The 25,243-nt window shown below is 63.1% G+C and carries 23 protein-coding genes, 2 tRNA genes and 1 other RNA gene; 11 read left to right on the top strand and 15 right to left on the bottom strand.

The features are described 5' to 3' along the window. Positions 1 to 2: 2 nt before the first annotated feature. Positions 3 to 1,304: an EAL domain-containing protein gene (locus tag ACQY4G_RS11775; RefSeq protein ID WP_421991127.1), complete on the top strand. Its 1,302-nt coding sequence runs from the start codon at positions 3 to 5 to the stop codon at positions 1,302 to 1,304. Here the strand turns inward: ACQY4G_RS11775 and mfd are convergent. Continuing rightward, positions 1,301 to 4,792 carry a transcription-repair coupling factor gene (gene mfd, locus ACQY4G_RS11780; protein ID WP_421991129.1) on the bottom strand — a complete coding sequence of 1,164 codons (3,492 nt, stop codon included), beginning with the start codon at positions 4,790 to 4,792 and terminating at the stop codon, positions 1,301 to 1,303. The two genes, ACQY4G_RS11775 and mfd, sit on opposite strands and share 4 nt — an antisense overlap. A gap of 116 nt (positions 4,793 to 4,908) precedes the next feature. Beyond that, on the bottom strand, positions 4,909 to 5,187 hold the full coding sequence (locus ACQY4G_RS11785) for a succinate dehydrogenase assembly factor 2 (RefSeq protein WP_291170518.1): 279 nt from the start codon (positions 5,185 to 5,187) through the stop codon (positions 4,909 to 4,911). Between the two features lie 151 nt (positions 5,188 to 5,338). Between ACQY4G_RS11785 and recG the strand changes: the two genes are divergently transcribed. Then, positions 5,339 to 7,402 (top strand): ATP-dependent DNA helicase RecG, encoded by a 2,064-nt coding sequence (gene recG, locus ACQY4G_RS11790; protein ID WP_421991131.1) that lies wholly within the window; start codon positions 5,339 to 5,341, stop codon positions 7,400 to 7,402. On the opposite strand, the gene ACQY4G_RS11795 is transcribed toward recG, so the two are convergent. The 4 genes from ACQY4G_RS11795 to acs form a co-directional block, all read right to left on the bottom strand. Further along, positions 7,399 to 8,205 carry a fructosamine kinase family protein gene (locus ACQY4G_RS11795; RefSeq protein WP_421991133.1) on the bottom strand — a complete coding sequence of 269 codons (807 nt, stop codon included), beginning with the start codon at positions 8,203 to 8,205 and terminating at the stop codon, positions 7,399 to 7,401. The genes recG and ACQY4G_RS11795 overlap by 4 nt on opposite strands. Beyond that, positions 8,192 to 8,665 carry a low molecular weight protein-tyrosine-phosphatase gene (locus ACQY4G_RS11800; protein WP_067688415.1) on the bottom strand — a complete coding sequence of 158 codons (474 nt, stop codon included), beginning with the start codon at positions 8,663 to 8,665 and terminating at the stop codon, positions 8,192 to 8,194. The genes ACQY4G_RS11795 and ACQY4G_RS11800 overlap by 14 nt, the downstream gene beginning before the upstream one ends. 39 nt (positions 8,666 to 8,704) lie before the next feature. Then, entirely contained in the window at positions 8,705 to 9,904 is a 1,200-nt protein-coding gene (locus tag ACQY4G_RS11805) for a sensor domain-containing diguanylate cyclase (RefSeq protein ID WP_421991135.1), read from the bottom strand. A gap of 159 nt (positions 9,905 to 10,063) precedes the next feature. After that, positions 10,064 to 12,013: an acetate--CoA ligase gene (gene acs, locus ACQY4G_RS11810; protein WP_421991137.1), complete on the bottom strand. Its 1,950-nt coding sequence runs from the start codon at positions 12,011 to 12,013 to the stop codon at positions 10,064 to 10,066. A gap of 106 nt (positions 12,014 to 12,119) precedes the next feature. On the opposite strand from acs, the gene ACQY4G_RS11815 reads away from it, so the two are divergent. After that, entirely contained in the window at positions 12,120 to 14,129 is a 2,010-nt protein-coding gene (locus tag ACQY4G_RS11815; RefSeq protein WP_421991139.1) for a TonB-dependent receptor, read from the top strand. Positions 14,130 to 14,153: 24 nt separating this feature from the next. On the opposite strand, the gene ACQY4G_RS11820 is transcribed toward ACQY4G_RS11815, so the two are convergent. Beyond that, a tRNA-Pro gene (locus ACQY4G_RS11820) sits at positions 14,154 to 14,230 on the bottom strand. Positions 14,231 to 14,371: 141 nt separating this feature from the next. Here ACQY4G_RS11820 and thyA point away from each other — a divergent pair. From thyA to ACQY4G_RS11845, 5 genes are all read left to right on the top strand, one after another. Then, complete coding sequence (gene thyA, locus ACQY4G_RS11825; protein ID WP_425061754.1) at positions 14,372 to 15,298, top strand: thymidylate synthase; 927 nt, start codon at positions 14,372 to 14,374, stop codon at positions 15,296 to 15,298. 91 nt (positions 15,299 to 15,389) lie between these two features. After that, a complete protein-coding gene (locus ACQY4G_RS11830) occupies positions 15,390 to 16,706 on the top strand; it encodes a 3-methyl-2-oxobutanoate dehydrogenase (2-methylpropanoyl-transferring) subunit alpha (RefSeq protein ID WP_421991141.1) in 1,317 nt (438 codons plus the stop codon). Further along, a complete protein-coding gene (locus ACQY4G_RS11835; protein ID WP_421991143.1) occupies positions 16,706 to 17,767 on the top strand; it encodes an alpha-ketoacid dehydrogenase subunit beta in 1,062 nt (353 codons plus the stop codon). Before ACQY4G_RS11830 ends, ACQY4G_RS11835 begins: the two co-directional genes overlap by 1 nt. 5 nt (positions 17,768 to 17,772) lie before the next feature. Continuing rightward, entirely contained in the window at positions 17,773 to 19,074 is a 1,302-nt protein-coding gene (locus ACQY4G_RS11840; RefSeq protein ID WP_421991145.1) for a dihydrolipoamide acetyltransferase family protein, read from the top strand. 18 nt (positions 19,075 to 19,092) lie between these two features. Further along, positions 19,093 to 19,671: a YdeI/OmpD-associated family protein gene (locus tag ACQY4G_RS11845; protein WP_421991147.1), complete on the top strand. Its 579-nt coding sequence runs from the start codon at positions 19,093 to 19,095 to the stop codon at positions 19,669 to 19,671. Here the strand turns inward: ACQY4G_RS11845 and ACQY4G_RS11850 are convergent. Further along, the gene (locus ACQY4G_RS11850) at positions 19,668 to 19,913 is read right to left on the bottom strand and encodes a hypothetical protein (RefSeq protein ID WP_421991149.1); all 246 of its coding nucleotides are present in this window, start codon (positions 19,911 to 19,913) and stop codon (positions 19,668 to 19,670) included. The genes ACQY4G_RS11845 and ACQY4G_RS11850 overlap by 4 nt on opposite strands. A 115-nt stretch (positions 19,914 to 20,028) precedes the next feature. Between ACQY4G_RS11850 and ACQY4G_RS11855 the strand changes: the two genes are divergently transcribed. Continuing rightward, a tRNA-Asp gene (locus ACQY4G_RS11855) sits at positions 20,029 to 20,105 on the top strand. 11 nt (positions 20,106 to 20,116) lie between these two features. Here the strand turns inward: ACQY4G_RS11855 and ACQY4G_RS11860 are convergent. Together ACQY4G_RS11860 and ACQY4G_RS11865 are read right to left on the bottom strand one after the other, a co-directional pair. Continuing rightward, entirely contained in the window at positions 20,117 to 21,190 is a 1,074-nt protein-coding gene (locus ACQY4G_RS11860; protein WP_421991151.1) for an MBL fold metallo-hydrolase, read from the bottom strand. Positions 21,191 to 21,195: 5 nt separating this feature from the next. After that, positions 21,196 to 22,620, bottom strand: coding sequence for an MFS transporter (locus ACQY4G_RS11865; RefSeq protein WP_421991153.1), 1,425 nt, complete (start codon positions 22,618 to 22,620; stop codon positions 21,196 to 21,198). 174 nt (positions 22,621 to 22,794) lie between these two features. Between ACQY4G_RS11865 and ACQY4G_RS11870 the strand changes: the two genes are divergently transcribed. Together ACQY4G_RS11870 and ACQY4G_RS11875 are read left to right on the top strand one after the other, a co-directional pair. Next, entirely contained in the window at positions 22,795 to 23,061 is a 267-nt protein-coding gene (locus ACQY4G_RS11870; RefSeq protein ID WP_421991155.1) for an ArsR/SmtB family transcription factor, read from the top strand. Further along, positions 23,054 to 23,578, top strand: coding sequence for an SRPBCC family protein (locus ACQY4G_RS11875; RefSeq protein WP_421991157.1), 525 nt, complete (start codon positions 23,054 to 23,056; stop codon positions 23,576 to 23,578). Before ACQY4G_RS11870 ends, ACQY4G_RS11875 begins: the two co-directional genes overlap by 8 nt. On the opposite strand, the gene ACQY4G_RS11880 is transcribed toward ACQY4G_RS11875, so the two are convergent. From ACQY4G_RS11880 to ACQY4G_RS11900, 5 genes are all read right to left on the bottom strand, one after another. Further along, positions 23,575 to 23,790: a DUF2842 domain-containing protein gene (locus ACQY4G_RS11880; RefSeq protein ID WP_291178218.1), complete on the bottom strand. Its 216-nt coding sequence runs from the start codon at positions 23,788 to 23,790 to the stop codon at positions 23,575 to 23,577. The two genes, ACQY4G_RS11875 and ACQY4G_RS11880, sit on opposite strands and share 4 nt — an antisense overlap. Next, positions 23,787 to 24,359, bottom strand: coding sequence for a 5-formyltetrahydrofolate cyclo-ligase (locus ACQY4G_RS11885; RefSeq protein ID WP_421991159.1), 573 nt, complete (start codon positions 24,357 to 24,359; stop codon positions 23,787 to 23,789). The genes ACQY4G_RS11880 and ACQY4G_RS11885 overlap by 4 nt, the downstream gene beginning before the upstream one ends. 175 nt (positions 24,360 to 24,534) lie before the next feature. Continuing rightward, positions 24,535 to 24,704, bottom strand: a non-coding RNA gene (gene ssrS / locus ACQY4G_RS11890) — 6S RNA. A gap of 11 nt (positions 24,705 to 24,715) precedes the next feature. Beyond that, positions 24,716 to 25,039, bottom strand: a complete 324-nt coding sequence (locus ACQY4G_RS11895) for a cell division protein ZapA (protein WP_421991161.1) — start codon at positions 25,037 to 25,039, stop codon at positions 24,716 to 24,718. Beyond that, positions 25,036 to 25,242: a hypothetical protein gene (locus ACQY4G_RS11900; protein WP_067688475.1), complete on the bottom strand. Its 207-nt coding sequence runs from the start codon at positions 25,240 to 25,242 to the stop codon at positions 25,036 to 25,038. The genes ACQY4G_RS11895 and ACQY4G_RS11900 overlap by 4 nt, the downstream gene beginning before the upstream one ends. Position 25,243 lies beyond the last annotated feature (1 nt).

Consider the following 25,243-nt stretch of genomic DNA (forward strand, 5'->3'; position numbering starts at 1 on the left):
AAATGATCGACCAAACCCGCGATACGCTGACCGGCCTCGCAGATCAGGCGCAGGCGCGCGAGACGATCGCGCAATGGCTGCGTGAATGGCCGCATCAAACGATCGCCTGCCCACTACATGCGATGATGATCACGCTCGGCCGGATCGATACGGTAAATGTCGCATTCGGGGAGACGGCGGGCGATGGCGCGCTGGTCGAGGTCGCTCAGCGCATCAAACATTTTGCGGGGGATGAGCTGGAAAGCTCGAGCGCGTGGTTCGCGGCACGGCTCAGCGGCGGAAATTTCCTCCTGGTCGCGCGCCAGGAATGCAGCCGCGAACGCTGGCAGTGGCTGGCCGAGGCTCTGGCGGATGCGATCGCCATGCCGATCGCCAATCCGGAGGGCGGGGCGAGCCTGCGCCTTTGGCCGCGCCTCGCGCTGATGCGCGTGACCGAGAACGACGATCCCGACAGCGTGCTTGACCGTCTTTCCGAAGTCGCTGCGCGGATGCGGGAGAGCAATCGCCGGCGGATCGACTGGTCGACCGGCGATGTGGCGCGCGCGGGTCGATCGAACCAGCAGCTCGAAGCAGACCTCCTCGAAGCGATCGACCGCAACGAGATCGAGATCCTGTTCCAGCCGCAATATGCGCTCGACGACGACCGGTTGATCGGGGCCGAGGCATTGGCCCGTTGGGATCACCCGGTCATCGGCCGGATCGGGGGAGGTACGCTCTTCCAGATCGCCGAGCGCGCCGACCACGTTGCGCACCTGTCGCGGCACATAGCCCGCCGCGCACTGGAAAAGGCGCGTGATTGGCCCCAGGGCTTGCGGCTTTCCCTCAACATCACCCCTGCGGATCTTGCGGCAGACAATTTCGCGCTCGATTTTGCACGGATGGCCGAGGAGACCGGGTTCCCGCTGGATCGGATCACGCTGGAGATCATCGAACAGGTTCTGCTGGCCGATCTCGACCGCGTGAGCCGTGTGCTCGATCAGCTTAAACTATTCGGCATTCGGATCGCGCTCGACGATTTCGGTGCCGGCTTCTGCAATTTCCGCTACCTCAAGGTTTTGCCGATCGATTGCATCAAGCTCGACCGCTCGATGCTCGACGGGGTGCTCGAGGACGAGCGCGACCTTGCGGTGTTTCGCGCGATCCTGGCGATGGCGGTGGCGCTCGATCTGAAGGTGCTGGTCGAGGGGATCGAGAACGAGGCGCAACGCGAACTGGCGCGCAGCGAAGGGTGCGAATCCTATCAGGGATTCCTGCGCGCTGAACCGATGAGTGGCGATGATTTCCTTAAATTGGAAGAGGCTTAGGCGGCCTTCCTATCGCGCTTTCGCGCTTTCCTGACGATGCCGGACAAGCCCTTGGTCAGCTGGAACAATCCGTTGAGCCGGCTTTCCGGTGAATTCCATGCGCGGCTGATCACCAGCTTCATGTCGGGCCTTAGCTTGGCGGTACCCTGGAGCCGGTCGACATAGGCGATCAGGCCCGGGCCATCGGGGAAGTCGTCATTGTGGAAGGTTACCAGCGTGCCCTGCGCGCCGACATCGATCTTGGCGATATTGGCATCGATCGCCTGGTGCTTGATTTCGATGAGCTTGACGAGGTTGGCGGTGGCAGGCGGCAGGTCGCCGAACCGATCGATCATTTCGGCCGCCAGCGCCTCGATCTCGGCCTTGTCTTCCGCATCGTTGAGGCGGCGATATAGCGCCATCCGCACGGCGAGGTCGGGTACATAGTCTTCGGGGATCATGATCGGGGCATCGACCGTGATCTGGGGGCTGATCTTCTCGGGCTTGGCTTCCAGACCCAGTTCGCCCGCCTTGGCGGCGAGGATCGCATCCTCGAGCATCGACTGATAGAGTTCGAAGCCGACTTCGCGGATATGGCCCGACTGCTCGTCGCCGAGCAGATTGCCCGCCCCGCGAATATCGAGGTCATGGCTGGCAAGCTGGAACCCGGCGCCGAGGCTGTCGAGATCGCCCAGCACCTTGAGCCGCTTCTCCGCCACTTCGGACAGCTGCGTATCCTGCGCATAGGTAAGATAGGCATAGGCGCGCAGCTTCGCGCGACCGACGCGCCCGCGCAATTGGTAGAGCTGGGCAAGGCCGAAGATATCGGCGCGGTGGATGATGATGGTGTTCGCACTCGGCAGATCGAGCCCGCTTTCGACGATGGTCGTGGCGAGCAGGACCTCGTACTTGCCCTCGTAGAAGGCGCTCATCCGCTCTTCGATCTCGCCCGCGCTCATCTGGCCATGGGCGGAGACGAATTTTACCTCGGGCACGTTCTCGTGCAGCCAGTCGGCAATGCCCTCCATGTCGGAGATGCGTGGCACCACGATGAAGCTCTGCCCGCCGCGATGGTGTTCGCGCAGCAGCGCTTCGCGCATGACCATGTCGTCCCATTCCATGACGTAAGTGCGCACCGCGAGGCGGTCGACCGGCGGGGTCTGGATGGTGGACAATTCGCGCAGCCCCGTCATCGCCATCTGCAGTGTCCGGGGGATCGGCGTGGCGGTAAGCGTCAGCATATGCACATCGGCGCGGAGCTGCTTGAGCTTTTCCTTGTGGGTGACACCGAAGCGCTGCTCTTCGTCGACGATCACGAGGCCGAGGTTGTCGAACTTGGTCTGCTTCGAGAGGATTGCATGCGTGCCGACGACGATATCGACTTGTCCATTGGCAAGCCCGTCGCGCGTTTCCTTCATCTCGCGTGCCGGGACGAGGCGTGAAAGTCGCCCGACCTTCAGAGGGAAGCCGCGGAATCGGTTCGCAAAATTCTCGAAGTGCTGGCGCGCGAGGAGGGTGGTCGGAGCGACCACTGCAACTTGCTGGCCGTTCATCGCCGCGACGAAGGCGGCGCGCAGTGCGACCTCGGTCTTGCCGAAGCCGACATCGCCGCAAACCAGCCGATCCATCGGCTTTCCGCTTTCGAGGTCTCGCAGAACGTCCTCGATCGCGCGCTCCTGATCATCGGTTTCCTCGTACTGGAAGCGGTCGAGGAACTGATTGTAGGCCCCGTCCTCCACTTCCAGCACCGGCGCTTTCTTGAGCGCGCGTTGGGCGGCGACCTGCATAAGCTCGCCCGCGATTTCGCGGATGCGTTCCTTCAGCCGCGCGCGGCGTTTCTGCCACGCCTCGCCGCCAAGCCGGTCGAGCATGACCGCCTCCTCGGATGAACCGTAGCGACTGAGGACGTCGATATTTTCCACCGGAATGAACAGCTTGTCGCCGCCCTTATATTCGAGCTGGACGCAGTCGTGCTTCGACTTGCCCACCGGGATCGGTTCGAGGCCGAGGTATTTCCCAATGCCGTGTTCGGTATGGACGATGAGGTCGCCGACACTGAGCGCCTGTAGCTCGGCGAGGAAGGCATCGGCGTCCTTGCGCTTCTTCTTGCGGCGCACGAGCCGGTCGCCGAGGATGTCCTGCTCCGTCAGCAGTTCCATCTCGTCATTGGCAAAGCTCGCCTCGATCGGCAGGACCATCGCCGCCGGTTTGCCCTTGGCGGAGCGGCCGAGCGCCTCCTGCCAGGTGTCCGCCAGCTGCACCGGCACACCAGCTTCCTCGAGAATCGAGGCGATGCGCGAACGGCTGCCCCTCGAATAGGCCGCCAGCAGCGGACGTTTGCCCGCCTTCGAGAGCGCTTTCAGATGCTCGGCAAGCACCGGATAGACGTTGTCGCCGCGTGCGCGTTCCGGCGCGAAATCGCGGCCCGAAAGGAAACCGAAGGATACGACACTTTCGCTTTCGGGCTCGTCGAAGGGCGTGGCGCGGTGGGCCGGCGTGCTGGTGAGGGCCTGCTTGAACTCGTCTTCCGTCAGGTAGAGCGCGTCGGGCTCGAGAGGGCGGTAATTGCCCTTGGCCTGCCCGGTGATGGCGGTACGTTGCTCGTAATAGTCGGCGACGTCTTTGACGCGCTCGTCGGCTGCCGCAAGTGAAGCCTGATCGATCACGACGAGGTCGTCCTTGCCCAAGTGATCGAACAGCGTCGTCAGCTTTTCTTCGAACAGCGGGAGCCAATGTTCCATTCCGGCGAGGCGGCGTCCGTCGCTGACCGCTTCGTAGAGCGGATCCTGCGTCGCATTGGCGCCGAACATCTCGCGATAGCGCGAACGGAATCGCTTGATGCTGTCTTCGTCCAGCAGCGCCTCGCTGGCGGGCAGAAGCAGGTGCGATTCGAGCCGCCCGGTGCTCATCTGCGTATTCGGATCGAAGGTGCGCAGGCTCTCCAGTTCGTCGCCGAAGAAATCGAGCCGCAGCGCTTCCTCCATCCCGCTGGGGAAGATGTCGACGATCGACCCGCGCACCGCGTATTCGCCCTTGTCGATCACCGTGTCCGTGCGGCTGTAGCCTTGCTTCTGCAGCAGCAGCGACAGGCTCTCGCGGCCGATTTCGATACCCGGCTTGAACTCGCGCACGCTCTCGCGAATGCGAAAGGGAGTGAGTACGCGCTGGAGCACGGCGTTGGCCGTAGTGACAACCAGCTGCGCCTTGGCCTTGCCCGCCTGTAGGCGATGTAGCGCGGCCAGCCGTCGCGCGCTGATCGCGAGAGCGGGGCTGGCGCGGTCGTAAGGCAAAGAATCCCATGCGGGGAACTCGATCACTTCCAGTTCGGGCGCGAAGAACGCGGCGGCATCGACGATCCCGCGCATCGCCGCATCGTCCGGCGCGATGAAGACCACGCGGCCCGTGCTGGCGCGGGCGAGGTCGGCCATCACCAGCGGTTGCGCGCCGCGCGCGACCTGCGCCAGGGTGAGGGGCGTATCGGCTTTCAGGATGCGGGAAAGGTCGGGCATCGGGGTCCTGGCGTTCGGGGCGCTGCGGGCTGCACACGCACGATTGCCCCCTGCCCGGACGGGAGGGGGTGCTTCAGAAATTCGTCAGTGGCGAGATAGTGCCCCGGGTCGGGGCGTCAACGCGGAATATCGACGTAATCGAGTTGTTGCATCGCGCGCATGAGATCGCCCTCGAACCGTGGAGGGGCGGGCTGCGTTTTCATCGCCCAGGCCATGACATCGACATCGTCTTCCTCGAGCAGGGCTTCGAACCAGGCGAATTCGGCCTCGCCCCAGTCGGCATGATACCGGTCGAAGAAGCCGCCGATCATGAAATCGGCTTCGCGCGTGCCGCGGTGCCAGGCGCGGAATTTCGCGCGCTGCTTGCGGCCTTCGAGGGTAAGGAGATCGGGCATGTCCGCGCCTCTAGCGCCTTCCTGCCTGTTCGTCATCCCTGCGAAGGCAGGGATCCGGAAAAGGTCAGCAGCCGTGCGATATCGACAGCTTATCTGGACCCCCGCCTGCGCGGGGGTGACGGGGTGTTTTCGCTTGGTCTAGGAGATCGCCATGCGCCCCGACATCCTCAATCCGCTGTTTGCCGAGACCGAGACGCTCGAAGGCGTGGGGCCCAAAGTGAAGAAGCCACTGGACAGGCTCGGCCTTACGCGGGTGCGCGATCTCGACTACCACCTGCCCGAACGTTTCGTGATGCGTCGCGCGGTCGAGAATGTCGACGAGGCGGGCGAAGGCGAACAGATCGTCGTCAAGCTCACCGTAACCGAGCATCGCAGCGGCCGTTCTCCGCGCGCGCCCTATCGTGTCCTGGCGCAGGATAGCATCGGCAACGTACTGGCGCTGACCTATTTCGGTCGCGCCTCCTATACGGCGAAGAAACAGCTGCCGGTCGGCGAGGTGCGTTGGGTCGCCGGCAAGCTCGAGCGGTTCGGCGACATGCTCCAGATCGTGCATCCGGACCATGTGGTCGAAGACGGTGGCGAGACTCTGCAGCGGTTGTGCGAGCCGATCTATCGCCTGTCCGAGGGGCTGACGCAGCCCAGGGTTGCGGGATTGGTCGAACAGGCCCTGACACGCACACCCGAGCTCCCCGAATGGATCGAACCTACGCAGGTGGAGAAAGAGGGCTGGCCGTCCTGGCGCGATGCGCTGGTGTTGGCGCACAAGGGCGAGAATGCCTCGGCGCGCGACCGGCTGGCCTATGACGAGTTGCTTGCCAATAGCCTTGCGCTGATGCTGGTGCGGGCGGACAATCGCAAGCGCAAGGGACAGCCGCTACAAGGCGATGGCAGCTACCGAGGCAAGCTCGACCTACCATTCCCGCTGACCGGCGCGCAAAAACGTTCGATTGCGGAGATCGAGGGCGACATGGCGCAGGAGGCGCCGATGCTGCGATTGCTGCAGGGCGATGTCGGGGCTGGCAAGACGGTGGTGGCTCTGGAAGCCATGCTGATCGCTGTCGAAGCAGGCGCACAGGCCGCGATGCTGGCGCCGACCGAGCTTCTTGCTCGCCAGCATTACGAGACGCTGCGCCGCATGGCCGCGCCCACGGGAGCCGAGGTTGTCCTGTTCACCGGCCGCGACAAGGGACGGGCGCGTGAAAGCATCCTGATGGGCCTCCTCGACGGGAGCATCGACATCGTCGTCGGCACGCATGCGATCTTCCAGGACACGGTCGCTTATAAGAATCTCGCCATGGTGGTGATCGACGAACAGCATCGTTTCGGGGTCGGCCAGCGGCTGATGCTGGCGAGCAAGGGCAAGCGTGCGCCGCACGTTCTCGCCATGACCGCCACACCCATCCCGCGCACGCTGACGCTGGCGCAATATGGCGAGCTCGACGTGAGCAAGCTCGACGAACTACCGCCCGGTAGACAGGCGATCGACACCGTGGTGATGGGGCAGGGCAAGATCGGTGCGCTGGTCGAGCGGCTTGCGGCGCAAATTGCCGATGGTCGTCAGGCCTATTGGGTGTGCCCGATGGTTCGCGAGATGGATGGTCCGGACGAAATCGCTGCGGCGGAGGCGCGCTACGCCGCGCTGAAGGAGCGGTTCGGCGAGGACGTCGTCATGGTCCACGGCCAGCTTGCGCCCGAGATCAAGGACGTGGCGATGGAGCGCTTCGCGCGCGGCGAGGCGAAACTGCTGGTGGCGACTACGGTGATCGAGGTGGGCGTCGACGTGCCCAATGCGACGCTCATGGTGATCGAGCAGGCCGAGCGTTTCGGTCTGGCGCAATTGCACCAGTTGCGCGGACGCGTGGGGCGCGGAAGCGAGAAGTCGTTCTGTGTCCTGCTGCACGGCGAGACACTGTCCGAAACGGCTCAGAAACGGTTGGCGCTGATGCGCGAAAGTCAGGATGGTTTCTACCTCGCCGAAGAGGATCTGCGCCTTCGCGGAGGCGGTGAACTACTTGGCACGCGCCAGTCGGGCGACACCCCCTTCAGCGTCGCCAGCCTCGAACAGATCACCGAACTGCTGCCCAAGGCCTATGACGATGCGCGCCTGCTGATGGAGCGCGACGGCGGGTTGGAGGGCAAGCGCGGCGAGGCGGCGCGCGTGCTGCTTTACCTGTTCGAACGCGATTTCGGCGTGAAGACGCTGCGCGGCGGCTAGAAGCCCAGCGCGTCGAGATCGCGCTCGACCGCGCCGCGATAACTGTCGCCGAAGAGGCGGACGTGGATGAGCCACATCCACAGACGATAGACTAGCAGTCGCTCCCGCCATCCGGGATCGAGCGCGAGCCGGTCGAAGAACTCCTCCGGCGGGCTGTCGAAAACCGTCAGTGCTGCAATGTCGACCTCGCGATCGCCGTAATAGGAGCAGGGATCGATCAGCCATGCCCGCGTTCCGTCCCACAGGACATTCCCGCCCCACAGATCCCCGTGCAACAGCGCCACCGGCGGACGTTCGGGGATAATTTGGTCGAGCTGCGCGGCGAGGTTTTCGATACGCCGGGCGAGGGTACGATCAAGCGCGGAGACATGGCACAGCAGTCGGTTGTCGCGCCAGAACGCGGACCAGTTCCGGTCCCGTCTATTGGGCACCTCGACATGCGCCAAGCTATAGGCTTGGGACCAGCCGAAACCTTCGCGCGGGTCTGCATCCTTGAGCGGTTCGAGTGCTTCGGCAATCGCGGTCCACGCAGCCGCGCTAAACGGGCGCGACGGGCCGAGGTCTTCCAGTACCAGCCAGCCATCGGCGCATCCGATAATCTCGGGTACAGGAGCGCCCAGCGCCTTCATCGCGGACAGCATGCGGGCTTCGCGCTCAATGGTCGGCCCGCCCTTGACGACCACCGTGCGATCACCTGCCAAGCGCACCCGGCTTGCTCCCGAAATGTCTCCGCCGGCAAGCGCTTCGACAGCGAGCGCAGCGGCGCCGCAAATCGCCTCTACGGCAGGCTCAAGCGGTCTCATCGAGCAACACCGCGAGCAAAGCGCGCGCGCCGGCGTCGACCTCGTGCCACGTGGTGCTGAACCCCTCAGGACCGCCATACCAGGGATCGGCCACTTCGCGCCCCTGCTGGCCCGGAACGATATCGAGCAGCATCGCGACCCTCGCCTTGCCGTCGCCCGGATCGACACGACCGATATTGGCCATGTTCGAGCGGTCCATGCCGAGGATGAAATCGAACTCGTGGAAATCGCGGGTGCTCAATTGGCGTCCGCGATAATGGCGGATGTCGATCCCTCGGCGCTCCGCTTCCTCGATGCTGCGCGGATCTGGCGGCTCGCCCACATGATAGTCGGCAGTGCCGGCGCTATCGACCTCGACGTCGAGGCTTGCTTCGGCGGCAGCCCTGCGAAAGGCGGCTTCGGCAAGTGGGGAGCGGCAGATATTGCCGAGACATACGAAGAGGATGCGATGTTTTGCCATGCACAACGCCTAGGCGGGCAGGGACGCCATGTGCAAGGGTCAGGCGGCGAGGCGAACCTGGTTGCGGCCGCCTGTCTTCGCTTCGTACAGAGCCGCATCGGCGCGCGCCATCAAATGGTCGATGTCATCGCCATCTTGGTAATCGGCAATGCCGATACTTGCGGTGAAGGGGATGATTGCATCGCCGTGCTTGACGGGGGTTCCTGCGATGGCGTCGCGCAGTCGCTCGCATGCGGTGCGTGCGACTTCGAGATTGGCGCGGGGAAGGATCACGCCGAACTCCTCCCCCCCGATCCGCCCGACGAGGTCGTCTTCACGTAAGGCAGCAAGCGCGCGTGCGCCTACTTCCTTGATGACCTCGTCGCCTGCCGGATGCCCGAACCTGTCGTTGATCCGCTTGAAATGGTCGATATCGAATATGGCGAGACTGAACTTGCCATCGGGATCGCTCTCAACCTGAGATAACGAGCGGTCGAGAGCGTCCATGAAGGCCCGGCGGTTGGGCAGCGACGTGAGCGGGTCGGTCGTGGCGAGCCGCTTGAGTTCGCGCCTGGCCGCTTTCTCCCTATCCAGCGCTTTGCGCACATGAATTGTTGCAAGGATCGACAACGAAAGCAGCAAAAGACCGATTACCGCCAGCATATACTGGTATTGTTCATTCTCGATCGCGCACTGAAGAGCGGTGGCTTTGCGCGAAGCAAGTGCTGCGCGTTCCGTGGTTTCGATTTCGTCGAGGGTTCGCATGATGGCCTCGATTGCATCCCGGTCGCTGCCGTTGCGCATGACCCGCAGAGCATCGGATTCGCGCCCTCTTTCGGTATCTTCGATGATGAACCCGATTACCGACCCAAGTTGGGCGAGATCGGTTCTCAAGGCCTCAATTCGGGAAAGCTGGGTCGGATTCTCCGCCACCAGACCGGCGAGACGGGCAAGAGCCGCTTCGGACCCCTGCACACCTTTGAGATGGGGCGTCAGAAACGATCGATTGCCAGTCAGCAGGAAACCGCGTCCCCCACGTATCTGCTGCAGCGCGGCAGTGCGCAATTGGTCGGTCGCGTGTAATACGCCAAGCGTCTGATCGAGCCGATCATCGGCTGCAGCGCGTTCTACGGAAGATCGCCATGCGAACCAGCTGGTACCAGCCAGGAGGAGGGCAAGGATCGCGACGCATCCGATCAGGAAGTAACCGCGCCAGCCGGACTTGCGCGTACGTTTGGCGACGCTCTGTACTATCCACATTGGCGTCGGTCCTCATGCATATGGGACTTCTGCCATGCTTCTGGTTAAGCGCCCGATAACTCTGGCCGGGGCAATCTCCGTATCCGGGTGTGTCGATGGCCAGCTGCCTGCCCGCAGCGTTCAATGCCGCAGGATTGGACTGGCGCGCGCGACGCACGGTTAGCGGTTTTGTCGTCCTTCGATCAGCGCATCGACGACGCCGGGATCGGCCAGCGTCGATGTGTCGCCCAGCGACCCGAAGTCGTTTTCGGCGATCTTGCGCAGGATGCGGCGCATGATCTTGCCGCTGCGAGTCTTGGGCAGGGCAGGGGTGAAATGCAGGTGGTCGGGCTTCGCGATCGGGCCGATTTCCTCGCGCACGAGCGCGCGCAGTTCGCCGGCTAGATCCTCGTTCGCCTCCTCTCCCGCATTGAGCGTGACGTAGCAATAGATGCCCTGTCCCTTGATGTCGTGCGGGAATCCCACGACCGCGGCTTCGGATACCTTGGGATGGAGCACCAGTGCGCTCTCCACCTCGGCAGTACCCATCCGGTGGCCCGAGACGTTGATCACATCGTCGACGCGCCCCGTGATCCAGTAATATCCGTCTTCGTCCCGGCGGCAGCCGTCGCCGGTGAAGTACTTGCCTTCATAGGTGCTGAAATAGGTCTGCACGAAGCGCTCGTGATCGCCGTAAACGGTGCGTGCCTGGCCGGGCCAGCTGCGCGTGATGCACAGGTTCCCTTCGGTGGCACCGTCGAGCACCTCACCATCGTTGTCGACGAGCTGGAGGCAGACGCCGAAAAACGGGCGGCCCGCGCTGCCCGGCTTCATGTCGTGCGCGCCGGGCAGGGTGGTGATCATGCAGCCGCCGGTCTCGGTCTGCCACCAGGTATCCACGATTGGCAACTCACCCTTGCCAACGGTCTCGTGATACCAGCGCCAGGCCTCGGGGTTGATCGGCTCGCCGACACTGCCGAGCAAGCGGAGCGACGAAAGGTCGTGCTTGGCGACATGCGCATCGCCCTCGCGCATCAGCGCGCGGATCGCGGTGGGGGCGGTGTAAAAGATATTGACGTTGTGCTTGGCGCAGACCGCCCAGAAACGGTCGTGATCGGGATAGTTGGGTACGCCCTCGAACATGAGCGCGGTCGCGCGGTTCAGCAGAGGGCCGTAGACGATGTAACTGTGACCTGTGACCCATCCGATATCGGCGGTGCACCAGTAGACCTCGTCCTCGCGGTAATCGAAGACATAGCGGAAAGTGGTTTCGGTCCATACAGCATAGCCGCCGGTGGTGTGGAGCACGCCCTTTGGCTTTCCGGTCGAGCCCGAAGTGTAGAGGATGAACAGCGGGTCTTCTGCGCTCATTGGCTCGCAGGAGCACTCGCTGGGCACGTCGGCGGAAAGTTCGTGATACCAGTGGTCGCGGCCCTCGGTCATTGCCACCTTGCCACCGGTGTGCCGCAGCACGAGTACCGCCTTAGCCGATACCTTTTCCAGGGCCGCGTCGACATTGGCCTTCAGGGATATGCGCTTTCCTCCGCGCAGGCCTTCGTCGGCGGTGACGATCCAGTCGCTCTTGCAGTCCTCGACCCGGCCGGCAATCGCCTCGGGGCTGAAACCGCCGAAGATGACCGAGTGGATCGCACCGATCCGCGCGCAGGCGAGCATGGCATAGGCACCCTCGGGCACCATCGGCATGTAGATCGTGACCCGGTCGCCCTTCCGAACCCCCATGGCCTTGAGCGTGTTTGCCATGCGGACGACTTCGGTTTGAAGCTCTCCATAGGTGATCCGGCGGACCTCGCCCGCAGGATCGTCGGGCTCGAAGATGAGCGCGAGTTTGTCGCCATGACCCGCCGCGACATGGCGATCTACGGCGTTGTGACAGATGTTGAGTACGCCGTCCTCGAACCATTTGATCGAAACCGGGTCGAAAGACCAGTTGGCGATCGTGGTGGGCGCAGTAAACCAGTCCAGTCGCTCTGCCTGACCGGCCCAAAAGGAGTCGGTGTCCTCCACACTGCGAGCGTACAGCGCTTGATAGTCATCGAGGGTACAACCGGTGCCCTCGATCGCTGCCGCGGGCCGTTTGACCCATTCCGAACGCTCATCTGCCTCGGTCATCCCAACTCTCTCCTCTTCCCCCGCCATCTCTAGGCAATCGCCGCAAAGGTGCAATCGCTTAGCTTGCTCTCGCCTTCCTTCGGATCACCCGTTAGGGCACGCAGCGATGTCTATTTCCCGATATTGGATGGCCGGTCCCGGCCTCGCTCTGGCCTTGGCCGCTCCGCTCTCGGCCAAGGATGAAAAGCCGGTTATCGTCGTTAGCGGCGAAGGCCTGGACGAAACGCCTGCCGCGCCGGCTTACGACACAAGCACGATCGATCGCGAAGAGCTGCTATCGGTGCCGTCGGGGCGGATAGAGGATGCGCTCTCCTCGGTTGCCGGTTTCCAGCAGTTCCGCCGATCGGACAGTCGCTCGGCCAATGCGTCGGCACAAGGCGCGACGCTGCGCGCGCTGGGCGGCAATGCCACCAGCCGCGCCCTGGTGTTGCTTGATGGCGTGCCGATGAGCGATCCCTTCTTCGGCTATGTTCCCTTCAGCGCGCTCGCCCCCGAACGCCTGTCGCGGATCCGCGTGACGCGTGGTGGTGGTTCGGGACCCTTCGGCGCGGGCGCGCTGGCTGGCACGATCGAACTTGAAAGCGCGGGCATCGAAGCACTGAACGGATTCGGTGGACAGATACTCGCGAACGATCGGGGAGAGACCGAGACATCGGCCACGGCGGCCGCTCGTGTCGGCAGTGGGTTCGTCGTCGCCTCGGGGCGCTGGGATCGAGGGAAAGGCTTCTTCACCACGCCCGAAGCGGATCGCGTCCCGCTCAGCGCGCGTGCCGCATTCGATGGCTGGTCGGCCCAGTTGCGTGGCGTTGCCCCGCTCACCGATGATGTCGAACTACAGTTTCGCGGCCTCGCCTATCGCGACGAGCGCACCCTGCGCTTCGAAGGCGCGGACAGCAGTATCGAAGGGCAGGATGCGAGCCTGCGTCTGATCGGACGCGGCGCTTGGCAATTCGACGCCATCGCTTACGTCCAGGCGCGAAATTTCACCAACAGGATCATATCTTCGACGCGCTTTGTCCCCGTGCTCGATCAGCGCAACACCCCGGCCACCGGGCTGGGCGGCAAATTCGAATTGCGGCCTCCCGTGGACGATGCGCATGTCTTGCGCTTGGGGGTCGACTATCGTCGCTCGGATGGCGAGCTGTTCGAAGACGCCATCAGTTCCTTCACCGGGGCCATCCGGGCACGCCGGAACGCAGGCGGCACCAACACCGATGTCGGGTTTTTCATCGAAGACGACTGGACGTTCGGTGCGCTCGTCTTGACCGCGGGGGCGCGGCTTGATCGCTGGACCATTCGCGATGGCTTTTTCGAAGAGCGCGACGGCAACGGACGTCCTGTCGTCTCGGCGACCTATCCCGACCGCGGCGGGTGGGACGCCTCGTTTCGGGGCGGGGTTCTTTATCGGGCCGGCGATACGATCGCCTTGCGTGCCGCCGCCTATTCGGGCCTGCGCCTGCCGACGCTCAACGAGCTGTACCGCCCCTTCGTAGTGTTTCCGGTCGTCACCGAGGCCAATGCGGGGCTCGAAAACGAGCGGCTCGAAGGCTTCGAGGCAGGGATCGACGTCACGCCGGTGCCCGATGTCGCGTTCTCACTCACGGCATTCGATAATCGGGTCGAGAACGCCATCGCCAATGTCACGATCGGCACGAACCTGCGCCAACGCCGCAATATCGATGCGATCCATGCGCGTGGGATCGAGGCTTCGGCCTCGGCAACCTTCGGAAGAATCAGCCTCGATGCATCCGCCGCTTGGACCGACGCGGAATCGGACGGGTCCGGCTTCGCCGCCGCGCTCGACGGAAACCGTCCCTCGCAGACGCCGCGATTCGTAGGCGGGGCAACGCTATCCTACCGTCCGGGGGAGAAATGGCTGGTGTCGGCGACCTTGCGCCATGTCGGCGCGCAGTTCGAGGACGACCTCGAAACCGACATCCTTCCGGCATTCACCACGCTCGGTGCCTTTGTGCAGGTGCCGCTGGCCGGCAATGTCGCACTGGTCCTCCGCGGCGAGAATCTCACCGATGAGACCATCGTAACACGCAGCCAGGGCGGCTCGATCGACCTCGGCGTGCCGCGGACAGTGTGGGCGGGATTAAGAATGGGGCTCTGAACGAGCCGCGCATAAACGTTGAATTGGTCGGGGAGAGAGGATTCGAACCTCCGGCCCCTGCCTCCCGAAGACAGTGCTCTACCAGGCTGAGCTACTCCCCGACCGGATCGGACCGGGCCGCAAAATTCGGCCACGGGTGCGAGGCAGGCGCGCCCTATAGGTGTGGATTGCGAGGCACGCAAGCGGGCAATTTGCTCAAATCGGCATTACAGCGGCATGACACATCCAGCGAGACTGAAACCGTGCCCCGACCGCACTTCGAACAGCAATATCTCGACCTCATGCGCAGGATCTGGCGCGAGGGAGACGAGCGCAAAGACCGAACCGGCATCGGTACCCGGTCGATCTTCGGTGCGACGCTGCGGTTCGACCTTGCGGGCGGCGCGATGCCGCTGATTACGACCAAGCGCGTCTATTGGAAGACCGCCACGCGCGAGCTGCTCTGGTTCCTCACCGGCGACACCAATATCCGCCCGCTGGTGCTCCAGAACGTCAAGATCTGGAACGAGTGGCCGCATGCTCGCTATGTCGAGGAGACGGACGACGAGATCGCGCTCGACACATTCGTCGAACGGGTCAGGGAAGACGAGGAGTTCGCAGCCAAGTGGGGCGATCTCGGTCCCGTCTATGGCAAGCAGTGGGTCGACTGGCCGACCTACCAGCCGGTCGCCGGAGGGCTCTTCCGCAAGGGGCGGGGGATTAATCAGGTCGCCGAAGTGGTCGATTCACTGAGGGACAATCCGGGTAGCCGCCGGCATATCATCGAGGGATGGAACGTCGCCGAGGTGCCGCAGATGGCGCTGCCACCGTGTCACAAAGCATACCAGTTTCACGTCGCAGGTGATCGCCTGAACTGCCTGCTCTACCAGCGCAGTTGCGACGTTGCGCTCGGCCTGCCGTTCAACCTGTGGTCGGCGGCGTTGCTCCAACGCATGATCGCTCAGCAGGTCGATCTCGAACCGGGCGAGCTGGTCTGGATGGGTGGCGACACGCATCTGTATCTCAATCACGAACAGCTGATCCGCGAACAGCTTTCGCGGGAACCGCGAGGGCATCCGCGGCTTGAGATAGTGCGGCGGCCGCGTTCGATTTTCGACTATACGATTGAGGATTTCGCGGTTCACGACTATGCGCCGCACGGGCCCATCAAGGCGCCCGTCGCGGTGTGACCGAAATCGTATGCACAGGCGTACTTGACCGTTTCCCACCGACGAAATAAAATAACGCGCGAGCGTAAGATTGCGTCTGGGAGACGATTCTATGGCCGACAGGCCCGAGGGTAATGCAGCGAAGGGCGACAATCGCCCCAAGCTGTCGCTGCATGTTCCCGAACCCAAGTTCCGGCCGGGCGATACGGTCGATTTCTCGCATATCGATGTGCCCGAGGCGGGCAGCATGGCCCGTCCCGACGAAGCCTGCGATCCGGGCGAAATGCGCGATATGGCCTTCGGACTCGTTCGCGTATTGGGCGACGACAACAAGGCACACGGTCCCTGGGACCCGAAACTGGATGCGGACACGCTGCGGACGATGCTCGGCCATATGGCGATGACACGCGCGTTCGATGAACGCATGTTTCGGGGCCAGCGACAGGGCAAGACCAGCTTCTACATGAAGTGCACGGGCGAAGAGGCGACAAGCATCTCGGCCAGCATGGCGCTTGCCGGCGACGACATGGTCTTCCCCAGCTATCGCCAGCAAGGCATCCTGATCCAGCGCGGTTACCCGATGATCGAGATGATCAACCAGATCTATTCGAACAAGGGCGACAAGCTGAAGGGTCGCCAGTTGCCGATCATGTATTCGAGCCGCGAGCACAGCTTCTTTACCATCAGCGGTAACCTAGCCACGCAGACCCCGCAGGCGGTTGGCTGGGCCATGGCAAGCGCGATGAAGGGTGACAGCCGCATTGCCGCGACCTGGGTGGGCGAGGGCAGCACAGCGGAAGGCGACTTCCACTCGGCCTGCACCTTTGCGACCGTCTACAACGCGCCGGTGATCCTCAACGTCATCAACAACCAGTGGGCGATCTCGAGCTTCAGCGGCTTTGCCGGGGCCGAGCGCACCACCTTTGCGGCGCGCGCGCTGGGCTATGGCCTTGCCGGTCTGCGGGTCGACGGTAACGATGCGCTCGCCTGCTATGCCGCCGAGCAGTGGGCCGCCAACCGTGCCCGCGCCAATGCCGGGCCGACGCTGATCGAATTCTTCACCTACCGAGCCGAAGGCCATTCCACCTCCGACGATCCCAGCGGTTATCGCAGCGCGCAGGAGCGCGACGAATGGCCGCTGGGCGACCCGGTTATGCGCCTCAAGAGCCATCTGATCGCAATCGGCGAGTGGGACGAGGAGCGGCAGGAGAAAATGGACCTCGAGGCGGCCGAGCACGTCAAGAAGGTCACCAAGGAAGCCGAAGCCAACGGCATTCTCGGCCATGGCCTCCACCACCCGTTCCGCACCATGTTCGAAGATGTCTTCGAAGAGCTGCCCTGGCACCTCAAGGAGCAGGCCGACCAGGCGGTGCGCGAGCGCGAGACCAAGTTTCCCGAAGGGCTGCCGGCCAAGGGAGTGCAGGGCTGATGAGCGAAACCGAGACCAAGGACGCGCCCGCCAGCGAGGGCAGCACTGAACGTCGCCTCAACATGATCGAGGCGATCAACGATGCACTCGACGTATCGATGGGCCGCGACGAGGATGTCGTGGTGATGGGCGAGGACGTCGGCTACTTCGGTGGCGTGTTCCGCTGCACCGCGGGCCTGCAGGAGAAATACGGCAAGACGCGTGTATTCGACACGCCGATCAACGAATGCGGCATCATCGCCGTGGCCGTGGGGATGGGAGCCTATGGCCTGCGGCCCGTGCCCGAAATCCAGTTCGCCGATTATATTTACCCCGGGCTCGACCAACTGATCAGCGAAGCGGCGCGCCTGCGCTATCGTTCGGCCGCTGAATATATCGCCCCGATGACCGTGCGTTCGCCCTTCGGTGGCGGCATCTTCGGTGGGCAGACGCACAGTCAGAGCCCCGAAGCGATCTTCACCCACGTTTCGGGTCTGAAGACGGTGATCCCCGCGACACCCTACGATGCCAAGGGACTGCTGATCTCGTGCATCGAGGATAACGACCCGGTCATCTTCTTCGAGCCCAAGCGCATCTACAACGGACCGTTCTCGGGCTATTATGACAAGCCGGTTCAGCCGTGGAAGAAGTTCGACGCCAGCGTGGTGCCCGAAGGCTATTACAAGATCCCGCTCGGCAAGGCGCGCCAGGTAACCGAGGGCGAACAACTCACCATCCTTGCCTATGGTACCATGGTCCATGTGGTCGAGGCGGTGTGCAAGGAGAAGGGTGTCGAAGCCGACATCCTCGACCTGCGCACGCTGGTCCCGCTCGATATCGAGGCGATCGAAGCGTCGGTCGAGCGGACCGGACGCTGCTTGATCGTCCATGAAGCCACGCGTACCAGCGGTTTCGGCGCCGAGCTTTCCGCGCTCGTGACGGAGCGTTGCTTCTACCATCTCGAAGCCCCGGTCGAACGCGTTACCGGCTTCGACACACCCTATCCCCACAGCCTCGAATGGGCCTATTTCCCCGGCCCGATCCGCATCGGCGAGGCCATCGACAAGATCCTCAAGGACTGACGCACATGGCGAAATTCACCTTCAACATGCCCGATATCGGCGAAGGCATCGCCGAGGCCGAGATCGTGCAGTGGCACAAAAAGGTCGGCGATACGGTCCGTGAAGACGAGGAATTCGTCGATATGATGACCGACAAGGCCACCGTGCCGATGGAAAGCCCGGTCGACGGCAAGATCCTGGAAATTGCAGGTGCCGAAGGCGACATGGTCTCGATCGGTTCGATGCTGGTCGTGATCGAGGTCGAGGGCGAGGTGCCTGACGAGGTCGTCGAGGAAAACAAGGAAGCGGCGGAGGCTGCGCCCGCTCCCAAGGCGGAGGAAGTCGAGGAACGCATCGAGGTCGAGACTTCGGACGCCAGCGATGCCGATGACGCGCTCGCCGCAGATCCCGAACCCGAATCGATTCCGGAACCGACCCCGGCGCCAGAGCCGGCGCCGCAGGCTAAGGTTCTCGCTACCCCGGCGGTGCGCAAGCGCGCCAAGGAGCTTGGTGTCGATCTCGCGCAGGTGAAGCCCGCCGAGGACGGTCGCATTCGACATGGCGATCTTGACCAGTTCCTGTCCTACAATTCGGGCTATGGCGCGGCTGCCAAGACCCGCGAGGACGAAGAGAAGAAGGTCATCGGAATGCGCCGCCGCATCGCCGAGAATATGGCCGCCTCGAAGCGCAACATCCCGCACTTCTCCTATGTCGAAGAGTGCGACGTAACGGATCTCGAAGTCCTGCGCGCCCAGCTCAATGCGAGCCGCGGCGACAAGCCCAAACTGACGATCCTGCCGCTGCTGATCACTGCGATCTGCAAGACGTTGCCCGACTTTCCGATGATCAACGCGCGCTACGACGACGAAGCGGGCGTTGTGACGCGCCACGGCGCGGTGCACATGGGCATGGCGGCGCAGACAGATGCCGGCCTGATGGTACCGGTGATCAAGAATGCGCAGGCGAAGAATCTGTGGCAGCTTGCAAACGAGATCTCGCGCCTGGCCGAGGCAGCTCGCACCGGTACTGCCAAGTCGGAAGAGATGCAGGGCGGCACGCTGACCGTCACCTCGCTCGGCCCGCTGGGCGGCGTTGCGACCACCCCGGTCATCAACCGCCCCGAAGTCGCCATCATCGGTCCGAACCGCATCATCGAGCGCCCGATGTATGTCACCGGCACCGACGGAGTCGAGCGGATCGAGAAGCGCAAGCTGATGAACATCTCGATCAGTTGCGACCATCGCGTGGTCGACGGATGGGATGCAGCAAGTTTCGTCCAGTCTCTCCGGAAACTGCTTGAAACGCCGGCCCTTATCCTCGTCGATTGATCTGCTAAGCTGTCGCGCATGGAGCGTGACAGCCGAGTCGACGCGTATATCGCCAAAGCGCAGCCCTTTGCGCGTCCGATCCTCGAGCATTTGCGCTCGCTCGCTGAGCGCGCGGAGCCAGAGGCCCAAGAAGACCTGCGCTGGGGCGCACCCTTTTGGATCCTCGACGGTCGCCAGCTTTGCGGCATGGCGGCCTTCAAGGCCCATTGCGCTTTCGTCATCGAGGGGCCGGGCGGTGGCGAGGCGATGGGCGATCTCGGCCGCATCACGGCGCTCGACGACCTTCCTCCCGATGAGAAGCTGGTGCGCCTGCTGAAGGAAAAAGCGCAGCGTATCCGTTCGGGCGAAGACAAGGCAGCCAAGGCCAAGCCGAAACCGAAACCCGAAATTGCAATGCCGGACGATTTCGCCGCGGCGCTGGAACAGACTTCCGGCGCCGAGGATGTCTGGAACGGATTCACCGATGCACAGCGGCGCGACTATCTCCAATGGATCACCGGTGCGAAACGCGAGGCGACCCGGACCAAGCGCATCGCCACCGCCGCCGAGTGGATCGGCGAAGGGAAGCGGCGAAACTGGAAATACGAGAGCTGCTAGCGCCTTTTCACGGTCGGGACGGCTTGCGGCACCCTGATAGCTTCGAGCGACACATCGACAATGGCTTCGGGCACCGGCATGGAAAAGGCCGAGTGTTTGATATCGAGACCGATTGTTCGGCAAGGCCGCCTGCACCGAGCAAACCCATGGAAAAGGGGAGATAAAACCTCTTCGGCATAGCGACTCCCGCGATCATTCTTCGAGGCGCAAGCGCCATCCGAATGATGGTCGATGGTGGTCATACCGGGGTGAAATCGGAACCGGAAATCGGGCAGTCCAAAAAGAACAAAAAAAGGGTCATATCGTCATTGACAGGAATCGGAGCCGCCCGTAGATGCGCGGCTCCCAAGTGGCTACGCGGGTGTAGCTCAGTTGGTTAGAGTGTCGGCCTGTCACGCCGAAGGTCGCGGGTTCGAGTCCCGTCACTCGCGCCACTTGGGTTTTTCTACAACATTTCGTCGAATAGAACCGACTGCTCGCGGGCGGGTAGGCTCACGAGCATGCCGTCCTTGGCAAGCTCGATCCTGCCGTCGAAATGCTGCCCCGATTCGCCGAGAAAAGCCGGGCCGATGAGGGACACCGGCGGGGCCGGGACCAAGTGGTATAGCACCAGCGCCTCGACGCCCGCCTTCTGCGCGACGCGTGCCGCATCCTCCGGCGAGGTGTGATAATCGGGAATATCGGCCATGATCTTCGCGCCGGCGGCATTGCCTCGTTCGGCCAGCGTCGTTCCGATCTCGCCGACCATGCGCGGATTGAGTGCTTCGTGAAACAGTACGTCGGCGCCCCGCGCAAGCTGCGCCAGCTGTTCGCTCCGCACCGTATCACCGCTGATGACGAGGGCACGGCCAGCATATTCGACCCGAAAGGCAAGCGCCGGTTCGACCGGACGATGGTCGACCCTTATCGCGCGGATCGTCACCCCGTCGTTCTGATAAACTGTATGAGGGGCCGTGCCGGCGGCGTCGATAATCCTTGCCTCGGCGCCAAAGCCGCTGGGCCGGGCAACCTCGGGGCCATGATGCGCAACCCGAAAACCGCGGTCGATCGTATAGGCCTCGATGAAGCCGGACACGACGCGATCGGTGCCCTCTGGCCCGTAGACCGGCAGCGGGGAGTCGCGTTGCCCGGCGATCCATGCCTGGAGCATCAGTTCGCCGAGGCTGTCGAAATGGTCGGAATGAAGATGCGTCAGGAATGCCGCGTCCAGCCGGTCCATCGGAAAAGCCAGGGGCTGCAGCTTGCGGATGGCTCCGGAGCCGACGTCGAAAATGAAGGCGCGCTGACCGGCGATAATCGCGATACAGGGCCCGGCACGCTGCGCATCCGGCATCGGCGATCCGCTACCGCAGACATAGGCATAAAGGCCGTCGGGCCATTCGGCTACGCGGTCTACTCCCGCATTGCGCTCGACCGCGCGGGTGTAGAGGCGCTCTCCGATCTGCCGCTGCGCGAAAACGAAAATCAGGACCCCCGCGAGCAGAAGCAGTATGAATCCGATCCCGATCCTGCGCGCCATTTTCGCTATCCTCCTCGTTCCACTAACTTGCGCAGGTTTTCCTCATGCCGTTCCTTGTTGATCCGATAGCGCGATACGAAATACAACGCCGTCAGCCACAGGAAGAGCAGCGATGGCGCGTAGAATGCGCCGAGGTTCCACAGGATTTCGGGATCGACGCTGGCCGGGTCGGCACCTTCTGGAAAGGCGATTAACGACAGGATCAGTCCGGCTGCCAGCACGCCAAGGCCCTGGGTGGTTTTCCGCGTGAAGGTCATCGCCGCATAATACACTCCCTCGGAGCGCCTTCCCGTCTTCACCTGATTCGATTCGACAAGGTCGGCGATCATCGAATAGGCGACCGCCTGCACCGCGATGATCAACGCCAGATCGATCACATTGATGCCCAACACGAGCGGGAACAGCAGCGGATCGCCATTCTCCGGCATCAGGCCGGCCAGTCGAAGCAGCACCGGCGCTGGTTGGATGGTGAAGGCGAGCAGGCCGAGCACGATGGTTGCCTGCTTCTTGCCCAGCTTGCGCGTCGCCCAAGGTGCGAGGAGGAAGCCGAGAAGCGCCGAGAGGAACACGGTGCAGGTCCAGATGAAGATCTGGAATTCGCTGAAGCCCCAGAAATAGTTGAGCATCAGAAAGGCGAGCGCAGCCGAAAGCCCCGTCGCGATGGCGAAGAGCACCGTAGCGAAGAACAACGCGAGGAAGCTCTTCTCGCTCAGCGTTTCGACCATTTCCCCGAAGATGCGGCGGATGCTGTAGCGTTCGCCGGTTTCGACCGGGCGGTGGAGGTGCGGAATACGGCTGTGCGTGCCGAGCGCGGAAATCATGATCGCCGCAAAGATCAGCAGCGATCCGATTATGCCATAGGTCACGTATGCCTGCTGGTCGCGCATGCCGAGCGGGCCGGTCAGCAATACACCGAACATCACGATGCTCATGAGGTTGCCGCCCGACCAGCCGAAGAACAGGCGGTAGGCCTGCAGGCTGGTGCGTTCCTCGTAATCGCTCGTCAATTCGGGGATCAGCGCGGAACTGGGCGTCTCGTAAAAGGTGATGAAAGTGCGGATGAGAATCGCGAGGATCGTCAGGTAGGCAAAAAGCCCACCTTGTCCCCAGTCCGGCGGGTTCCAGAGCAGGAAGTAGCTGAGTGCTACGGGCAGCGCGGCGGCGTACATGAAGGGATGGCGGCGGCCCCAGCGGCTGCGGAAATTGTCGGACCAATAGCCGACCAGCGGATCGCTTATCGCATCGACCACCAATGCGATGAGAATGGCAAGCCCGACCAGACCGGGCTCGTGACCGATCACCGTACCGTAGAACAGCAGCAGGAAATAGTCGAAGCCGTTGTTTTTGATACCGAACGCGGCAGCACCCGAACCATGCGCAAGCTTGAGCCAGACCGTCGGCCTTTCCGCCGGCATTTCCCTCGTCGCCAATATGCTCTCCCTTGCGGTCGAGGCTAAGCGGCAGAGGAAGGGTTTGCAATGGGATGAAATAATCAACCAACTGGTTGACTATCTATCTCTATGGCTTAATTTAACCGAATGGTTGAGCGATTCACCGACTCCGATTCTCTGTTTCGCGCACTCTCGGATAGTACGCGCCGAGCGATGCTCGAGAGACTGTCGGAACGCGATTTGACGGTCGGCGCCTTGGCTGAACCGTTCGAAATGAGCCTTGCGGCCGCTTCGAAACATATCGGCGTACTCGAGGAAGCCGGTTTGATCAGACGGCAAAAACGCGGGCGCGAGCGTGTGTGTTCGCTCGACCCGCGGGGGCTGGAGGCCGTGCGCGACTGGGCGGAGCGCTATGTCGGATTCTGGAACGAGCGGCTCGATGCGCTCGACCGGGCATTGAAGGAGCTGGACGATGAATGATTACGGCAGGCTGGTCGATGCGAATACGATCCAATTCCGGCGGCACTTCGATGCGGACGTCGAGACTGTCTGGGCCTTTCTGATCGATCCCGAAAAGCGTAAGCGGTGGTTCTGCGGCGGCGAGACCGACGCCCGGGTCGGCGGGCGAATCGTTTTCGAATTCGACCACCGTCGGCTTTCCGACACGCCCCCGCCCGAAAAATACGCCGACCAGGAGACGGCCCGCTTCGACGGCGAAATCTTCGCCTGCACGCCACTTCGCCGTCTCGCCTTTACCTGGCCCGAGGAAGAGGGCGAGGGAACGAGGGTCGAGATAGACCTGAGCGAGGCGGATGGCGGCGGGACCGATCTGGTCCTCACGCACAGGGGTCTTGGATCGGCCGAATTCCGAATCGGCGCGCTTGCCGGGTGGCACGCCCATTTCGACCTGCTCGACGATATTTTCGCGGGCACCGATCCGCGCGATTTCTGGACGCGGCACATGGCGCTCGAAGATCATTACGCCGAAGTGGGCTAGTCCCGACGCCCGGTCTCCATCCAAATCAGGAAGCGGCGCAGCGGAAGAAGCCAGACCAGCCCCAGAACGATGTAGATCACGGTCTGCACCAGTGTCGGCCAGTCGCCGATAAGACCCGGCGCGTAGCGAGCGATGACGAGCCCGTAGATCGTCAGGCCGAGCAGCAGGCCGAGCAGGCCGACCGGGATGCGCCAGGTGGGTTCTTTCCTCATGCGAAGGGTCCGTAGATTCGTGTCGGCGTAACGACGGCGGTTAGCGGGATATCGTGCGGCTCGTTGGGCAAATCATCGACCAGCTGGCAGTCCCACGCAAGCCCGATGGCAGCGGTAACGGAGTGGCTGGCAAGCCAGCGATCGTAATGTCCAGCGCCCTGACCGAGACGGTCGCCACGCTCGGTGAAACCCACCAGCGGGACGAAAAGCACCGATGGTGCGCTGGTGGGAACGTCGCCCTTGGGTTGCAGCAAGCCGAAGGGGCCGATCTCCAAGTCGCTTTCATCGAAGGGGTCGGCAAAATGCGCAAACTCCATCGGCGCGCCCCTGTCGGCAAATCGCGGCAGAGCGAGCTCGTGGTCCTGTTCGAAAAAGTGCTTGGCATACGATGCCGCCGGCGCTTCGTAGGGATTTGCGCGATAGAGACCGATGGTCGCATCGTCCGGCACGAGTTCGAGAAGCGGCGCAGGCGGACGCATAAAGACCAGTGTTCGCATGCTGTCGGGCAGGGCGGCCACATGCTCGCGGCGCCGGGCGCGCAGTTGTTTCCGAAGTTCGTCCTTGGTCACGCAGGCCTCCTTATCGGGAGCCACGAAGAGCGTCCATGCGCACCTTGCTCCTGAATGCCGATCCAAGCGGCAGGTCAGGCAAGACTGAAAGCGAAGTCGAAGACGCGGCTGGCCTTGGGCAACCTCCGGCGTTGCCCGCAGAAATGCGCCCATGCTCAAGGTTAAACAGGAAAGTGGCGGGACCACCATGGGTCGTTTCCGGCGAAATCCTCTGACGCCTAAACGTCAGGTGGGTGCCGTATGCCCCAATCCCACGGCCGAACCGGTGGACCGGGACAGGGACAGCTCCCTTGGATTGCTTATAGCCTCAGGGATGTTCATGCGGCTCGTGCCGGGCAGCCCCGCCGTAGAGATATCTAGGATGAGTCCGCGCCGCTCTCAAGGGTGGATGCCGCATTCTCGAGTGCGAGTGCGATCCGCTCGAGCTGGCCTGCCAGCCTGTCCGTATCGAAACCGGGTGCCCCGGCGGGCACCGCCTGTTTTTTCGCCTCGTCGAGTTCGTCGGCCAGCAAGAGTGCGGCGAAGAGCAAATTCTTGGCCTCCTGGCTCGACAGGTTCGCCCCCATCGAACCAAGCTTGTCATCGATTACGCCGGCGAGCCGCTGGACGTGTTCTTCCTGCCCATCCGCACAGGACACCGTATAATTACGGCCCCCTACGGACAGGGTGACGTCGCTCACTTTTCGAGCCCTTCGATGAGCGAGTCGAGTTCGGCGACAGTCGCCGAAACGCTTTCCCTCAGAGCTTCGTGCCGGGCGACCAGCTCGGCATTGGCGGGGCCGCCCGCCGCGCCCGTATGCGATGCCAGTGCCGCCTGTGTTTCGATCCGCGCCAATGCACGGTCGATACGGTCCATGGCATTTTGGATGCGTTCGGAACTCATG

Source organism: Qipengyuania sp., from assembly GCF_965277845.1.
Lineage (GTDB): Bacteria > Pseudomonadota > Alphaproteobacteria > Sphingomonadales > Sphingomonadaceae > Qipengyuania.

Coding starts and splice junctions, on each gene's coding strand:
- ACQY4G_RS11800 (WP_067688415.1), bottom strand. CDS start 8,665: ATGGCAAAACATCGCATCCTCTTCGTATGTCTCGGCAATATCTGCCGC.
- acs (WP_421991137.1), bottom strand. CDS start 12,013: ATGACCGAGGCAGATGAGCGTTCGGAATGGGTCAAACGGCCCGCGGCA.
- ACQY4G_RS11775 (WP_421991127.1), top strand. CDS start 3: ATGATCGACCAAACCCGCGATACGCTGACCGGCCTCGCAGATCAGGCG.
- ACQY4G_RS11785 (WP_291170518.1), bottom strand. CDS start 5,187: ATGCCCGATCTCCTTACCCTCGAAGGCCGCAAGCAGCGCGCGAAATTC.
- ACQY4G_RS11815 (WP_421991139.1), top strand. CDS start 12,120: ATGTCTATTTCCCGATATTGGATGGCCGGTCCCGGCCTCGCTCTGGCC.
- recG (WP_421991131.1), top strand. CDS start 5,339: ATGCGCCCCGACATCCTCAATCCGCTGTTTGCCGAGACCGAGACGCTC.
- mfd (WP_421991129.1), bottom strand. CDS start 4,792: ATGCCCGACCTTTCCCGCATCCTGAAAGCCGATACGCCCCTCACCCTG.
- ACQY4G_RS11880 (WP_291178218.1), bottom strand. CDS start 23,790: ATGAGGAAAGAACCCACCTGGCGCATCCCGGTCGGCCTGCTCGGCCTG.
- ACQY4G_RS11840 (WP_421991145.1), top strand. CDS start 17,773: ATGGCGAAATTCACCTTCAACATGCCCGATATCGGCGAAGGCATCGCC.
- ACQY4G_RS11805 (WP_421991135.1), bottom strand. CDS start 9,904: ATGTGGATAGTACAGAGCGTCGCCAAACGTACGCGCAAGTCCGGCTGG.
- ACQY4G_RS11850 (WP_421991149.1), bottom strand. CDS start 19,913: ATGACCACCATCGACCATCATTCGGATGGCGCTTGCGCCTCGAAGAAT.
- ACQY4G_RS11845 (WP_421991147.1), top strand. CDS start 19,093: ATGGAGCGTGACAGCCGAGTCGACGCGTATATCGCCAAAGCGCAGCCC.
- ACQY4G_RS11830 (WP_421991141.1), top strand. CDS start 15,390: ATGGCCGACAGGCCCGAGGGTAATGCAGCGAAGGGCGACAATCGCCCC.
- ACQY4G_RS11860 (WP_421991151.1), bottom strand. CDS start 21,190: ATGGCGCGCAGGATCGGGATCGGATTCATACTGCTTCTGCTCGCGGGG.
- ACQY4G_RS11875 (WP_421991157.1), top strand. CDS start 23,054: ATGAATGATTACGGCAGGCTGGTCGATGCGAATACGATCCAATTCCGG.
- ACQY4G_RS11835 (WP_421991143.1), top strand. CDS start 16,706: ATGAGCGAAACCGAGACCAAGGACGCGCCCGCCAGCGAGGGCAGCACT.
- ACQY4G_RS11795 (WP_421991133.1), bottom strand. CDS start 8,205: ATGAGACCGCTTGAGCCTGCCGTAGAGGCGATTTGCGGCGCCGCTGCG.
- ACQY4G_RS11900 (WP_067688475.1), bottom strand. CDS start 25,242: ATGAGTTCCGAACGCATCCAAAATGCCATGGACCGTATCGACCGTGCA.
- ACQY4G_RS11870 (WP_421991155.1), top strand. CDS start 22,795: ATGCTCGAGAGACTGTCGGAACGCGATTTGACGGTCGGCGCCTTGGCT.